Here is a 12,452-nt window from a genome sequence, read left to right as displayed (position 1 = left end):
TGATGAGTATACTGAACCCGTTCAGGGGGTTCGTTGACCGTCGACGTATTCCCGTCGTTGCCCTAGTCACCTACGGGGTCGCCTTGCTCGCGTGGGTGGCGATCATCGGACGCTGGCTTCCGATGCCAGGGACGGTGTCGGGACTCCGGATGTCCGATCCCGGCGCGCCGGAGGCGATGGCACTCTCGAACGGATTCACCGGAGTTGGCCTCTATCTGGTCATGTGGGGCGTGATGATGATCGCGATGATGTACCCGTCGTCGGTCTCGCTATTCCGGCTGTACTACAAAACTCTCGACGAGACGACAACGGCGGGGAAAGCGGTGCGTGTGGGTGCGTTCATGGGGACGTACGCGCTCGTCTGGGCGATCACGGGGATCGTTCCGCTCCTCGTGAACGCCGTGGTGCCGATCGCTGCGATCGTCAACCGGAACAGCGCTATCCTGTTCGGCGGAACCCTGTTGCTGCTGTCCGTCTATCAGCTCTCTCCGTACAAAAACCGGTGTCTGAAATACTGTCGGACGCCGCTCGGGTTTCTCGTGGAGTACCACCGACCAGGGATTCGCGGAGCGGCGGAGATGAGCTTCCGATTCAGCGTCTTCTGCGTCGGATGCTGTTGGGCCCTGTTCGCCGTCATGATCGTCGTCGGTTCGATGAATATCCTGTGGATGGCCGTGATCGCGGTGGTGCTGTCGTTGGAGCGGGTCGTCGAGTGGGGCGACCGCCTGGCGAGGACGGTCGGCGTCGTCGCCGGTGTAGCCGGTGTCATTCTCGTGATCGCGGCCGTAGCCTGATCGGCCCCCTCCCACTGGACCTCTCCTCCAAACCCACCACTTGATCCCCTTCGCCTCCGGTGCCGAACGGGAACGGTTTCAACGATGAGATCCCCGAAACCCCCTGACTCCGACGGGCGATCCTACTGCGACTGCCGGTACACGAGGTTGCGCTGCACCTCGCTTGCGCCCTCGTAGATCACCGGGATGCGCACGTCGCGGTACACCCGCGCGATGCGGCGCTCGGTGAGGATCGAACGCCCGCCGTGCAGTTGCATCCCGCGCTCGGCGCAGTCGACGGCCGTCTCCGTCGACTTGAGCTTCGCCATCGCGGCCCACAGCCCGGCGTTGTCCCCCTCGTGGAGCTTCTCGGCGGCGCGCCAGTTGAGCGATCGGGCGGCCTCGAACTCGGTGCGCATGTCCGCGATGTCGTGTTGGACGGACTGGAACTCCGAGATGTTCCGGTTGAACGCCTCGCGGTCGTGAACGAAGTCCCACGCCTCCTCGATGGCTGCCGCGGCGAGGCCGATGCCGTGGCCCCCGACGACGACGCGGCCGTGGTTGAAGAAGTCCGCGAGCATGTAGAAGCCGCCGCCCTCGGCGCCGATCAGGTTCTCCTCGGGCACGAAGCAGTCCTCCATGACGATGTGGCCCTGCTTGGACGCGCGCATCCCCATCTTCTCGGGGATGTGCTCGGCCTCGTAGCCGTCGCGGTCCGTCTCGACGATGAACAGCGAGTAGTTGCCGTAGCGGTCCTCGGAGTCGCCGGTCTTCGCGTAGACGGTGAGCCAGTCGCCCTCGACGGCGTTGCCGATCCAGTACTTCTCGCCGGTGATCTCGTAGCCGCCGTCGACCTTCTCGGCCGTCGTCGTCATGCCCGCGAGGTCCGAGCCCGTCTGCGGCTCCGACACCGCGAGCCCGGAGATCTGGTCGCCCTCGGCGACGGGGCGGACGTACTCCTCGCACTGCTCTTCGGAGCCGTAGTCGTAGACGAGCTCGTTGCCGAAGGAGGCCAGCATCAGCGTCAGTCCGATGCCGGCGTCCGCGCGGTAGAACTCCTCGGCGATCGCGAGCAGTTGATAGATGTCGAGCCCGCGGCCGCCGTACTCCTCGGGGATGTCCTGGCCGACGAGGCCCGCCTCCTGGCCGGCCTCCAGCACCTCCCACGGGTAGTCGTCGGCCTCGAAGTGCTTCTGTGCGACGGGCGCGATGTGCTCCTCGGCGAACTCGCGCGCCTCCCGTTTCACGTCGCGCGCGTGCTCCGGAACCAGCGATTCGTCGAGCAGACCCAGATCCGTGTTCATGGTTCCCACTCGGGAACCCCCGACCATAACCTCCGTGAAACGGCCGACCCGAGGTTTCGCGTTTACGGAGCGATGACTACTCCTCGTCGTCGGGTTCTTCCGTTGTGCCGGTCCCCTCGGTATCGTCCCCACGGCCGTGTTCGTCGGCGCCGGCGATACCATCCGAACCGTCGTCACCGTCGGCGCCGGCGATACCATCCGAACCGTCGTCACCGTCGGCGTCGGCGGTTCCGTCCGCGTCCTCCTCGGCGGAGGCTGTCTTCCCGTCGGCGCCGGCGGCCTCGTCGACGCCGGACGCTCCATCGGCGTCGCCCAGATCGTCCGGGTCGGCCGGGCCGTCCGACTCCTCCGCCTCGGCCTCCGCGTCCCTGGCGCGTTCGAGGCGGTCTCGCACGGCCGGTCGCTCGACGGTCCCGGAGACGCTCCGGGGGAGCTCCTCGACGAAGGCGACAGTGCGTGGGATCTTGAACCCAGCCAGCCGGTCGCGGCAGAACGAATCGACCGCCGCGGCGTCCAGATCGGGATCTGGGTTCCCCGCGGGGACGACGAGCGCGGCGACGCGCTCGCCCCACTCCTCGTCCGGGATCCCGGCGACGGCAACGTCGTCGACGCCGGGATGGTCTCGGATCGCCGCGGCGACCTCGCCGGGGTCGACGTTCTCGCCGCCGGAGACGATCCGGTCGTCGAGGCGGTTGAGCACGTACACGTAGCCGTCCTCGTCGCGGTAGCCCACGTCGCCCGTGCGGAGCGCGCCGTCGTCGGTCAGGGCGTCGTCCGTCGCGGCCGCGTCGCCGTAGTACCCCGCGGCGATCGACGGCCCGGAGACCACGAGCTCACCCGTCTCGCCCGCCGGCAGCGCCGCGCCGTCCTCGTCGCGGACGGATACTTCGGTCCACAGCAGCGGCCGACCGACGGTTCCGACGCGGTCGAACGCCTCCCGTGGGCGCGCGGTCGCGATCTGGGAGGCGGCCTCGGTCATCCCCCACGTCGGGTGGACCGGCACCGAGAAGTCGCGGCACCGCTCGATCAGCGAGTCGGGCGCGGGCGCGCCGCCCAGCAGCACCGTCCGCAGGGAATCGGGCAGCGTCCCGCGGGCCTCGAGCATCCGCGAGAGCATCGTCGGCACGAGCGAGACGCCCGTCACGTCGTACCGGCGGATGTCGTCGACGGCGCCGCCGGCGTCGAACGACTCCCGGAGGACGACGCTCGTCCCGTACAGCGTCGCCCGGTACAGCGGCATGATCCCGCCGGTGTGGTGCAGCGACAGCGTCGCGAGGTAGCGGTCGTCGGGGAGGACGCCCAGCCGGAACGCCGAGGCGGTCGCCGACGCGAGCACGTTCCCCATCGACAGCGGCACGAGCTTCGGCTTCCCGGTCGACCCCGACGTGAACAGCATGACGAGCGTGTCGCCGCGACCCCAGCGAACGGCGGGTACCTCCCCGTCGGGCGCGGCGTCGATGCCGACGACGCGGTCGTCGTCCGGGTCGTCGAGCGAGACGACCGGAACGGGAGAGGCGGCCGTCGCGCCCTCCTCCCCCTCGTCGCCGCCGCGCTCGTCCACCCGCGCGGGCTCGAAGCCGTCGACCGACCGCCAGCCCGTCGCCGTCGCGTCGGCGTCACTCCCGCCGGGGGTGCCCTCGTCGGCGTCGCCCTCGCCGGGGTCCTCCCCGTCCGCGTCGCTTCCAACGAAGGGGTCGCCGAGGGCCGCCGCGACGGCGACGGCCTCGGTATCGTCGCCGCACACCAGCGCCGTCGCGTCGGCGGTCGCGAGTTTCGGTGCAAGTTCCGCGGCCGTGAGCCGATCGGAGCAGGGGACGAGCCGGACGCCCAGCCGCATCGCCGCGTGGACGAGCGCCACGTATTCCATCCGGTTGCCGAGGACGACCGCGAGGTGATCCCCCGGCTCGATGCCCAGCCCGGCGAACCGGGCCGCCAGCGCCTCGACGCGGGCGTCGAGGTCCGCGTACGTCAGCGACTCCCCCGAGGCCGCCAGGACGAGCGCTTCCGCGTCCGGCGTGGCGGCGACCCGGTGGGAGAGCCAATCGCGCATGGAACCCGGATGTACCCCATCCCACTACCCTCTTTCCATCGGTACGGGACCGCGCCGGCGACGCGAGAGGAGAAGAGAGGGAGGGGAGGACGCCTCAGTGCTCGACGAACTCGACGAGCACGCCGCCGGTGTCGCGGGGATGCAGGAAGGCGACCTCGTGACCCCACGCGCCGGGCCGCGGCTCCTCGTCGATCGACTCGATCCCGAGGTCGCGTGCGCGGTCGAGCGCGCCCCCGATGTCGTCGGTCGCGAACGCGAGGTGGTGGATCCCCGGCCCGTTGCGGTCGAGGTAGCCGGCGATCGTCCCCTCGTCGCCGAGGGGTTCCAGCAGTTCGAGATACGAGCCGCCCAGTTCGAGGAAGACGACCGCCATCCCGTCGAACTCCTCCTCGTGAACGATCTCACAGTCGAGGAGATCCGCGTACAGCGCCGCCAGATCGGCGGCGTCGTCGGTCGCTATCCCGGCGTGATCGAGGTGCATACGCGACGCGTACGGCGCGCGGAAAATAAATGGGGCCGTCTACTGCCCGGGCTTGTACTCGCCGAACTCCTCGCGCATCACGTCGGCGATCTCGCCGACCGTCGCGTACGCCTTCACCGCGTCGACGATGTGGGGCATCACGTTCGCGTCGCCGCGGCAGGCGTCCCGCAGCGACGCCAGCGCGTCCTCGACGGCCTCGTCGTCGCGGTCGTCGCGGAGCGCCTGCACGCGGTCGATCTGCGCCTGTTCCTCCTCCTCGGACACCTCCTCGAGGTCGACGTGGGCGTCCTCCTCGACCTCGTACTCGTTGACGCCGACGATGACCCGCTCGCCCTCCTCGATCTCGCGCTGGCGCTCGAAGGCGGTGTCCTGGATCTGGCGCTGGACCCACTGGCTCTTCACGGCGTCGAGCATCCCCCCGCGGCGGTCGACCTCCTCGAGTATCTCGAAGGCCTCCTCCTCGATGCCGTCGGTGAGATCCTCGACGTAGTAGCTGCCCGCCAGCGGGTCGATCGTGTCGGCGGCGCCCGACTCGTGGGCGAGGATCTGCTGGGTGCGAAGCGCCGTCCGGACGGACTGCTCGGTCGGCAGCGACAGCGCCTCGTCCTTCCCGTTTGTGTGGAGGCTCTGGGTGCCGCCGAGGACGGCCGCCAGCGCCTGGTAGCCGACGCGGACGACGTTGTTCTCGATCTGCTGTGCGGTGAGCGTCGACCCGGCGGTCTGGGTGTGGAACTTCAGCTGCTTCGATTTGGGGTTCTCCGCGCCGAAGCGCTCCTCCATGATCTTCGCCCACATCCGGCGGGCGGCGCGGAACTTCGCCACCTCCTCGAGGATGTTGTTGTGGGCGTTGAAGAAGAACGACAGCTGCGGCGCGAACTCGTCCACGTCGAGGCCGGCGTCGACGGCCGCCTGCACGTACTCGATGCCGTTGCCGAGGGTAAAGGCGATCTCCTGGGCGGCGGTGGAGCCGGCCTCGCGGATGTGGTACCCCGAGATGGAGATGGTGTTGAACTTGGGAGTCTCCTCGGCGCAGAAGGCGAAGATGTCCGTGATCAACCGCATCGACGGCTCCGGGGGATAGATGTAGAGGTTGCGCGCGATGTACTCCTTCATGATGTCGTTCTGGATGGTGCCGCGGAGCTCCGCGCGGTCGACGCCCTGACGGTCGCCGACGGCGACGTACATCGCCAGCAGGATCGAGGCGGGCGCGTTGATCGTCATCGACGTGGACACCTCGTCCAGCGGGATGTCGTCGAAGACGCGCTCGAAGTCCTCCAGGGAGTCGATAGCGACGCCGGACTTCCCGACCTCGCCGGCGGCCATCGCGGCGTCGGAGTCGTAGCCCATCTGGGTGGGCAGGTCGAACGCCATCGACAGCCCCGAGGAGCCCTGGTCGATGAGGTACTGGAAACGCTCGTTCGTCTCCGCGGCGGTGCCCATCCCGGCGTACTGGCGCATCGTCCACAGGCGCCCGCGGTGCATCGTCGGGTAGACGCCGCGCGTGTACGGCTCCTCCCCGGGGAACCCCATGTCCTCCTCGTAGTCGAGGTCGGACACGTCGTCGGGGGTGTACAGCCGCTTCACCTCCTGTCCGCCGGTGTCGGTCGTGAACTCCTCCTTTCGCTCCCCGAAGCGGTCGAGCGTCGGGGAGAGGGTCTCCTCCTCCCACTCCCGCTTGCCCTCGCGGATCGATTCGAGGTCGTCGGGGTCGAACATGCCTAACGCCTCGTCGGCCTGCGGCTTAAGCGAGGGGGAGACGGAGCTCCGATAGCCCCAAGTGGCGACGACTGAGGCGACGACTGAAGCGACGACCGCGGCCGCGACCGTCGCCGCGTCGTGTGGGATTTATGCGTCTGCCGTGGGTGGGATCGCTCGTGCAAGTCGCTCCGATGCAAGCCGCGCTCACCGCGGCGTACGTGTTCCACACCCTGTTCGCCGGCCTCTGGGTCGGCGCGGTCGTCCTCACCGCCTGGAAGGTCATCCCGCTCGCGAGGGACGGCGACGCGAGCCCGGAGCTACTCGATAGCGTCGTCTCCGGCGTCTCCACGATCACCCGCGTCGGCGCGCTCGTGTTCGTCGCGACCGGCGGGCACATGGCCGCGACGGTGTACGGCGCCGAGGGGCTGTTCGCGCCGCCGCGCGGCCACGTCGTGCTCACGATGCTGACGCTGTGGCTCGTCATGACCGGGCTCGTCGAGGTCGGAGGAAGCAAGGTCCGCTCTGCGCTCGAACAGCGCAAGGTCCGGACCGCCGCCCGCGACGCCGGCACCTTCTACAACGCCGCGGCCGTCGTCGGGTTCGTCCTGCTCGTGCTCGGTGGCTACCTGGCGGCCTGACGTCGACCCGCACCGCTCACTCCGCCGCCCGCTTCTCGAACACCAGACAGTACGAGTGATCGAACCCGTAGCCGTAGCGCCCCGTCGTGCCCTCGTACCCCTCCCCCTCCCACTCGATCACGACCTCGCCGTCGAACCGGAGCACGTCGCACACGCGGTCGGCCACGTCGAACGCCAGCGGGGTGACGTGCTCGCCCTCGCGGACGTTCACGATGTCGATCACGACGGTGCCGCCGGGGACCATCGCGGAGGCGACGCCGCGGAACGCGGCTTCGATGTCGTCGAGGTAGTCGGCGTACGTGCTCTCGCCCTCGTAGTTCTCGAAGGGATTCAGGTCGATGGTGTGGGTATCGAACGGCGGCGACGTGAAACAGCAGTCGCACGGAGGGAACCACGACCCGTCGAGATCGAGCGTGCTCCCGTGGCGCACCTCGCCGCCGTGGTCGTCGCCGAGGCGGTCGCGGATCGCGGCGACGCGGTCGGCCTCGTACTCGACGCCGACCGGAACCCGACCCAGGCGTTCGGCCACGGTCAGCGTCGTCCCGAACCCCGCGAACGGGTCGAGCACGCGGTCGCCGGGGTTTGTGTACTCCCGCAGAAACCGCTCGACGAGCACGTCGGGCGTCCGAACCTCGTCGTCGTGGCCGCCGGGGAGCGGATCGCGGTGGCCGAACTCCAGCGTGAGGTGGGTGTCCATCGCGTGCCGATCCGGCGCGAGCGAGCCGGATAAATCCACGCCGACCCACCCGGACGGGGACCTCGTTCGAGCGGGCCCCGACTCCGGCGTCGGGATACAAGTCGCCCGCCGTCGATCTTCCCGCATGGTACTCACAGACGAGGTCTCCCGGTTCGTCCGCGCGACCGGCCCCGAGCACACCGACGTACAGGCGGAGATGGCCGCGTTCGCCGACGAGCACGACTTCCCGAACATCGGCCCGGAGTCGGGCGCCGTCCTCCGCCTGCTCGCGCGGCTCACCGACGCCGAGACCGTCTTCGAGTTCGGCTCCGGGTTCGGCTACTCCGCCTCGTGGTTCCTCCGCGGCGGCGCAGAGCGCGTGATCCTCACGGAGTTCGACGCCGACGAACTCGACCAGGGCCGGAAGTTTATGGCCGACGCGGGGCTCGCGGACCGCTGCGTCTTCGAGGGGGGCGACGCGATGGAGACGATCGAACGCTACGACGGTCCCTTCGACGTGGTCCTCGTCGACCACCAGAAGGAGCGCTACGCGGACGCCTTCCGCGCCGTTCGCGACAAGCTCGCCCCAGGCGGCGTGGTCGCTGCGGATAACATCATGCGCGGCCCGATCGACTTCGACGCGTTGCTGGCGGCCGTGGAGGGTGACGACGGAAGCCACAGCGACGCCGACGCCGACGCCGACGCCGGCGCGGCCGCGCTCGACGCCGCGAACGAGCAGACCCGCGGCATCGCCGCCTACCTCGACGCCGTCCGCGCCGACGACGCCTTCGAGACGACGGTCCTCCCGGTCGGTTCCGGACTCGCCGTGAGCACGAAAGTCGATTAGCGGATCAGTCAGGCGTCGAGACGAGCGTTCAAATACCGAACCGGCACCAGCCCCCGCATGCGCTGAGAACCGCCCCGTCGCGTGAAGCGGGTGTGCGACACGCCGCGACGGGAACGAGGTCCGGATCGTCCGAGGGACGCCGGGAGGGACAGCGGGGCGGAGGGGCGCGCCCCGAGTCCCGGACCGACCGCGGGTGTCGCCTGTTCGCCTTACCGAACCCGGAGCTCGACGCTCCCGAGCGACGCGAACGTCGCGATCGCGGTCTCCCCGGCGGCGACGGGGATCGGCTCCGTCAGCGATCCGGTCGTGACGAGCGTGCCGGCCGGGAGGCCGTCGACCGCGTCCGCGAGCCACGCGAGCGCCGCAAGCGGGTGCCCGAGCGCGTCGGCGCCGACGCCCGAGTCGACCGGGTCGTCGTCGACGCGGAGCGTCACGGCTTCCTCGCTGAGCGCGAGGCCGGCGGGATCGGTTCCCTCGCCGAGAACGAGTCCCGCGTCGAGGCAGTTGTCCGCCACCGCCAGCGGCGCGTCGAACTCCCACCCGGTCCGGCTGTCGACCACCTCGATCGCGGGGACGACCGCAGCCACCGCGTCGCGAGCGCTGTCGCGCGAGGCGTCGGCCGGGAGGTCGGCACCGAGCCGGAACGCGATCTCCGGCTCGATCCGCGGATCGACGAACTCCCCGGCGCCGACGGTCGCCGGCGAGGACCGGACGGTCCCGTCGAGCACCCGGCCGTACCCGGGTTCGTCGACCGCCAGGTCCCGCCGGACGCGCTCGTTCGTGAAGCCGATCTTGTAGCCGACCGGCTCCCCTCGCCTGTCCCGCAGCCGGTCGACGAGCCGCTCCTGAACCCGGTAGGCGTCGGCCGTCGAGTCGACGCTCGGGAGCGTGCCAGGGGTGACGGACGAGGCGGTCGCGTGCGCGTCCGCGAGCGCCGCCGCCAGCTCCTCGGCCGTCGCGTCCTTCATCGGCGGCTGCCGGGCTGTGGATCCACGTGCGATTTCGGCGTGAGGTCCGCGAACGGCTGGTCGTCGATCCACTCCAGCAGGTGGACGAGCTGGTCGGTCGCGGCCTCGAACAGCTCCTCCCCCTTCTCGGGCGTCGCGTCGGTCTGGTCGCCGAAGACGCCGTTCCCGGAGTTGTCGGCGGAGTCGTAGAAGGTCCGCGCGCCGTTGGTCCGGAGGTTCGCGTCGGCGAGGTCGACGATGCCGCCGTCGCGGGCCGACTCAAGTCGATCCGTCCGGACCAACTCCTCGGCGATGTGCATGATCATCGCCGTCTCCTTCGGGCCGCCGTGGGGGCCGTTGTGTTCGAACACTTCCGAGACGAGATCCGGGATCGACTCGTTCCACATCCACTCGACCGCGTAGGCCGTCTCGTCGCGGCGGAGCCGGCGGCCGACCTCCCGGAGGTGCTGGGTGTTGCCGCCGTGGGCGTTCACGTAGACGATACGGTCGACACCGTGGTACGCGAGGTTGCGCGAGAAGCTCTCGACGTAGTCGCGGAACACGCCCGGCTCGACCCACATCGTTCCGTGGAACTGGCGGTGGTGCTCGGAGACGGCGATCCGCACCGGCGGCGTACAGAGGAACCCGGTGCGATCGGTCGCCTCGCGCGCGAGCGCCTCGGCGATGAGGTAGTCCGTCGCCAGCGGCAGGTGCGGACCGTGCTGCTCGGTGGAGCCCAGCGGGACGACCGCGACCGACTCCTCGGCGACGTAGTCGCCCAACTCCGGCCAGGTTTGATGGGAGAGGTACACGCGACGGGGGAGGGTCGCGGGGGAGATGAAACGCGGGGGTGCCGGTGGGACCGCGGAACCGGTCGATAGCCGGTACCCGCGGCGGTCGCCGCCAGCGACCGCTTCGCCACGCTTTTGCTCGCCGCGAGCGACGCCTCGGGTATGTTCGGAGGCGGCGGGATGAACCCGCGCAAGATGCAGCAGATGATGAAGCAGATGGGCATCGACGTGACCGAGATCGACGCCGAGGAGGTCGTCATCCGCACGGGCGAGGAGGAGCTTGTGTTCGACGGCGCCCAGGTCACGCGCATGGACGCCCAGGGCCAGGAGACCTACCAGATCGTCGGCGAGCCGACGACGCGCGAGCTCGGCGCCGGCGACGACGCCGCGGCCGACGACGGCGGTTCGGATGACGCCGGCGCGGCCGACGCCGGCGGCGTCCCCGACGAGGACGTGCAGCTCGTCGCGACCCGCGCGGGCGTGAGCGAGGCGGACGCCCGCGAGGCGCTCGAGGACGTCGACGGCGACCTCGCCGCGGCGATCTCCAAGCTGGAGTGAGCTCGTACCTCCTGGTTCACGCCGACTCGGACCGCGAGTACCTCCGCGGCCCCGGCGAGGAACTCCAGACCGACCTCGGCGTGCTGGAGGTCCCGGAGGACGTGGCCCACGGCGACGTACTGGAGACGCATCTCGACGAGGCGTTCCACGTCCGTCGCCTCCGCGGACCGGACCTGTTCAACCACTTCGAGCGCACCGGCGCGCCGATGATGCCCCGCGACATCGGGCTCGTCGTCGGCCACACCGGCGCGCAGTCGGGGGACCGCGTGCTCGACGCCGGCACCGGAACCGGGGTGCTGTCGGGCTACCTCGGGCGGATCGGCGCCGAGGTGACCACCTACGAGATCGACCCGGAGTTCGCGGAGAACGCCCGCGCCAATATGCAGCTGGGCGGCGTGAGCGACCGCGTCGAGGTTCGGACCGGCGATCTCACCGACGAACTCGACGAGCTCGCCGCCGGCGAACCGTTCGATCTGATAACGCTCGACACCGCCGACGCCGCCGCGGTCGTCGAGCGGGCACCGGAACTGCTCGTCCCCGGCGGCTACGTCGCCGTCTACACGCCGTTCGTCGAGGACGCGCGCGACACCGAGCTCGCCGCGCGCGAGGCCGGCCTCGGCGACGTGGAGACGCTGGAGACGATCCAGCGCGAACTCACCGTCGACGAGCGCGGCACCCGCCCGAGCACAGCGGGCGTCGGTCACACCGGCTATCTGCTGTTCGCTCGCCTGACCGCGCGATAATCCAACGGGACGAATCCTGAAAACTGAAGTCAAAGCGCCTCGCACGCTCCGCCATGACGACTGGTCCTCCGTCGGTGCTCGCCGAACGGGCGCTGGCTCCGGCTTCCGACGCCCTCGTCGTCGACTCCTCCCCGGCGTTCGTTCGGGGGGTCGTCGACGTGGTCGCCGACGACGGTCGCCCCGATGTCGACGCGTCGACCCCCACGAGCCCGGAACCGCGGGTTCGGCTGCTGTGCACCGAGGAGGCGGCGGACGCGGCGTTCGCCGACTTCCTGACAGCAACCGCCGCCGTCGACGCGCGATCGGCCGACCGATTGGCCGTCCGAACGGTCCGAACGCTCGACGCGAGCCTGACGATCGCCGACGGGACCGTCCGCGCGCACGTGTCGGTCGGCGGGGAGGCAACGGTGTGCGACGGCGACGACGAGACGCTGTGTGCGGTTGCCGAGGACGCCTACGACGAGCGGTGGCACGACGCCGAACCGTACGCGTTCGACGTTCCGGGCCGAACGACCCTCGTGGAGTCGTTCGCGGACCGGTGGCCCGACGGCGCGGAGACGCTCGCGGACCTGTTGCGCGCGGCCGATACCCTCCCACGAACCGCCGCGTTCGACCCCGTAACGGCGTGTACGCTCGTCGGCGCGCGCCACGAGCTGTTGACGATGCGCATCGGGGAGTGGGCCGAGGAGATCGGCCTTTCCAGCCGAACGGAGATCGCCAGATCGAAGGCGCGCCTCGTCGATTCGGGGCTCGTCGAGACCGAGCGCGAACCGGTCGGCGTCGGCCGTCCTCGACACCGGCTCGTGCTGGCTGGCGACGGCAACCCCGAGCCGACGGGCGCGGAGTTGCTCGCACGCGGACGGTCGGCCCTGCGCGAGTGAACGACGGCCGTGGAGAAGCAGAGCGGCACAGTGATCACGGCACCGCACCGCGGTCACGATGGGAG

The 12,452-nt window shown here is 70.1% G+C and carries 13 protein-coding genes; 6 read left to right on the top strand and 7 right to left on the bottom strand.

The window, feature by feature from the left end; all coding sequences use genetic code 11:
• The first annotated feature begins 2 nt into the window (after positions 1-2).
• Positions 3-794: a DUF2182 domain-containing protein gene (locus tag K6T36_RS05005; RefSeq protein WP_225935189.1), complete on the top strand. Its 792-nt coding sequence runs from the start codon at positions 3-5 to the stop codon at positions 792-794.
• A 122-nt stretch (positions 795-916) separates the two neighbouring features.
• Here K6T36_RS05005 and K6T36_RS05000 read toward each other — a convergent pair whose 3' ends face one another.
• The 4 genes from K6T36_RS05000 to K6T36_RS04985 form a co-directional block, all read right to left on the bottom strand.
• Positions 917-2,065, bottom strand: a complete 1,149-nt coding sequence (locus K6T36_RS05000) for an acyl-CoA dehydrogenase family protein (protein ID WP_222923364.1) — start codon at positions 2,063-2,065, stop codon at positions 917-919.
• An 88-nt stretch (positions 2,066-2,153) separates the two neighbouring features.
• Positions 2,154-4,127, bottom strand: a complete 1,974-nt coding sequence (locus tag K6T36_RS04995) for a class I adenylate-forming enzyme family protein (RefSeq protein ID WP_222922875.1) — start codon at positions 4,125-4,127, stop codon at positions 2,154-2,156.
• 94 nt (positions 4,128-4,221) lie between these two features.
• Positions 4,222-4,608: a methylmalonyl-CoA epimerase gene (gene mce, locus K6T36_RS04990; protein WP_222922874.1), complete on the bottom strand. Its 387-nt coding sequence runs from the start codon at positions 4,606-4,608 to the stop codon at positions 4,222-4,224.
• Between the two features lie 39 nt (positions 4,609-4,647).
• Complete coding sequence (locus tag K6T36_RS04985; RefSeq protein ID WP_222922873.1) at positions 4,648-6,324, bottom strand: acyl-CoA mutase large subunit family protein; 1,677 nt, start codon at positions 6,322-6,324, stop codon at positions 4,648-4,650.
• Between the two features lie 158 nt (positions 6,325-6,482).
• Here K6T36_RS04985 and K6T36_RS04980 point away from each other — a divergent pair, with 158 nt between their 5' ends.
• A complete protein-coding gene (locus K6T36_RS04980; RefSeq protein WP_225935188.1) occupies positions 6,483-6,944 on the top strand; it encodes a CopD family protein in 462 nt (153 codons plus the stop codon).
• A 16-nt stretch (positions 6,945-6,960) separates the two neighbouring features.
• Here K6T36_RS04980 and K6T36_RS04975 read toward each other — a convergent pair whose 3' ends face one another.
• Positions 6,961-7,641 (bottom strand): DNA methyltransferase, encoded by a 681-nt coding sequence (locus K6T36_RS04975; protein ID WP_222922872.1) that lies wholly within the window; start codon positions 7,639-7,641, stop codon positions 6,961-6,963.
• 124 nt (positions 7,642-7,765) lie between these two features.
• On the opposite strand from K6T36_RS04975, the gene K6T36_RS04970 reads away from it, so the two are divergent.
• The gene (locus tag K6T36_RS04970; protein ID WP_222922871.1) at positions 7,766-8,467 is read left to right on the top strand and encodes an O-methyltransferase; all 702 of its coding nucleotides are present in this window, start codon (positions 7,766-7,768) and stop codon (positions 8,465-8,467) included.
• 209 nt (positions 8,468-8,676) lie between these two features.
• Here the strand turns inward: K6T36_RS04970 and K6T36_RS04965 are convergent, their stop codons facing one another.
• Together K6T36_RS04965 and K6T36_RS04960 are read right to left on the bottom strand one after the other, a co-directional pair.
• Positions 8,677-9,435 carry a 2-keto-4-pentenoate hydratase gene (locus K6T36_RS04965; RefSeq protein ID WP_222922870.1) on the bottom strand — a complete coding sequence of 253 codons (759 nt, stop codon included), beginning with the start codon at positions 9,433-9,435 and terminating at the stop codon, positions 8,677-8,679.
• Positions 9,432-10,226, bottom strand: coding sequence for a creatininase family protein (locus K6T36_RS04960; protein ID WP_222922869.1), 795 nt, complete (start codon positions 10,224-10,226; stop codon positions 9,432-9,434). Before K6T36_RS04960 ends, K6T36_RS04965 begins: the two co-directional genes overlap by 4 nt.
• 141 nt (positions 10,227-10,367) lie before the next feature.
• On the opposite strand from K6T36_RS04960, the gene K6T36_RS04955 reads away from it, so the two are divergent.
• Genes K6T36_RS04955 through K6T36_RS04945 form a run of 3 tightly spaced genes read left to right on the top strand, consistent with a single transcriptional unit; the run spans position 10,368 to position 12,387 of the window.
• On the top strand, positions 10,368-10,763 hold the full coding sequence (locus K6T36_RS04955) for a nascent polypeptide-associated complex protein (protein WP_222922868.1): 396 nt from the start codon (positions 10,368-10,370) through the stop codon (positions 10,761-10,763).
• Positions 10,760-11,506, top strand: coding sequence for a methyltransferase domain-containing protein (locus K6T36_RS04950; protein WP_222922867.1), 747 nt, complete (start codon positions 10,760-10,762; stop codon positions 11,504-11,506). The genes K6T36_RS04955 and K6T36_RS04950 overlap by 4 nt, the downstream gene beginning before the upstream one ends.
• Before the next feature lie 53 nt (positions 11,507-11,559).
• Positions 11,560-12,387 carry a transcriptional regulator TbsP domain-containing protein gene (locus K6T36_RS04945; RefSeq protein ID WP_222922866.1) on the top strand — a complete coding sequence of 276 codons (828 nt, stop codon included), beginning with the start codon at positions 11,560-11,562 and terminating at the stop codon, positions 12,385-12,387.
• The last annotated feature ends 65 nt before the right edge of the window (positions 12,388-12,452 follow it).

The organism is Halobaculum roseum, assembly GCF_019880245.1.
GTDB classification, from domain to species: Archaea; Halobacteriota; Halobacteria; order Halobacteriales; family Haloferacaceae; genus Halobaculum; species Halobaculum roseum.
The sequence above is the reverse complement of the archived record's forward strand: the minus strand, read 5'-3'. Positions and strand labels throughout refer to the sequence as shown.

Coding starts and splice junctions, on each gene's coding strand:
- K6T36_RS04955 (WP_222922868.1), top strand. CDS start 10,368: ATGTTCGGAGGCGGCGGGATGAACCCGCGCAAGATGCAGCAGATGATG.
- K6T36_RS04975 (WP_222922872.1), bottom strand. CDS start 7,641: ATGGACACCCACCTCACGCTGGAGTTCGGCCACCGCGATCCGCTCCCC.
- mce (WP_222922874.1), bottom strand. CDS start 4,608: ATGCACCTCGATCACGCCGGGATAGCGACCGACGACGCCGCCGATCTG.
- K6T36_RS04965 (WP_222922870.1), bottom strand. CDS start 9,435: ATGAAGGACGCGACGGCCGAGGAGCTGGCGGCGGCGCTCGCGGACGCG.
- K6T36_RS05005 (WP_225935189.1), top strand. CDS start 3: ATGAGTATACTGAACCCGTTCAGGGGGTTCGTTGACCGTCGACGTATT.
- K6T36_RS04970 (WP_222922871.1), top strand. CDS start 7,766: ATGGTACTCACAGACGAGGTCTCCCGGTTCGTCCGCGCGACCGGCCCC.
- K6T36_RS04945 (WP_222922866.1), top strand. CDS start 11,560: ATGACGACTGGTCCTCCGTCGGTGCTCGCCGAACGGGCGCTGGCTCCG.
- K6T36_RS04985 (WP_222922873.1), bottom strand. CDS start 6,324: ATGTTCGACCCCGACGACCTCGAATCGATCCGCGAGGGCAAGCGGGAG.
- K6T36_RS04995 (WP_222922875.1), bottom strand. CDS start 4,127: ATGCGCGATTGGCTCTCCCACCGGGTCGCCGCCACGCCGGACGCGGAA.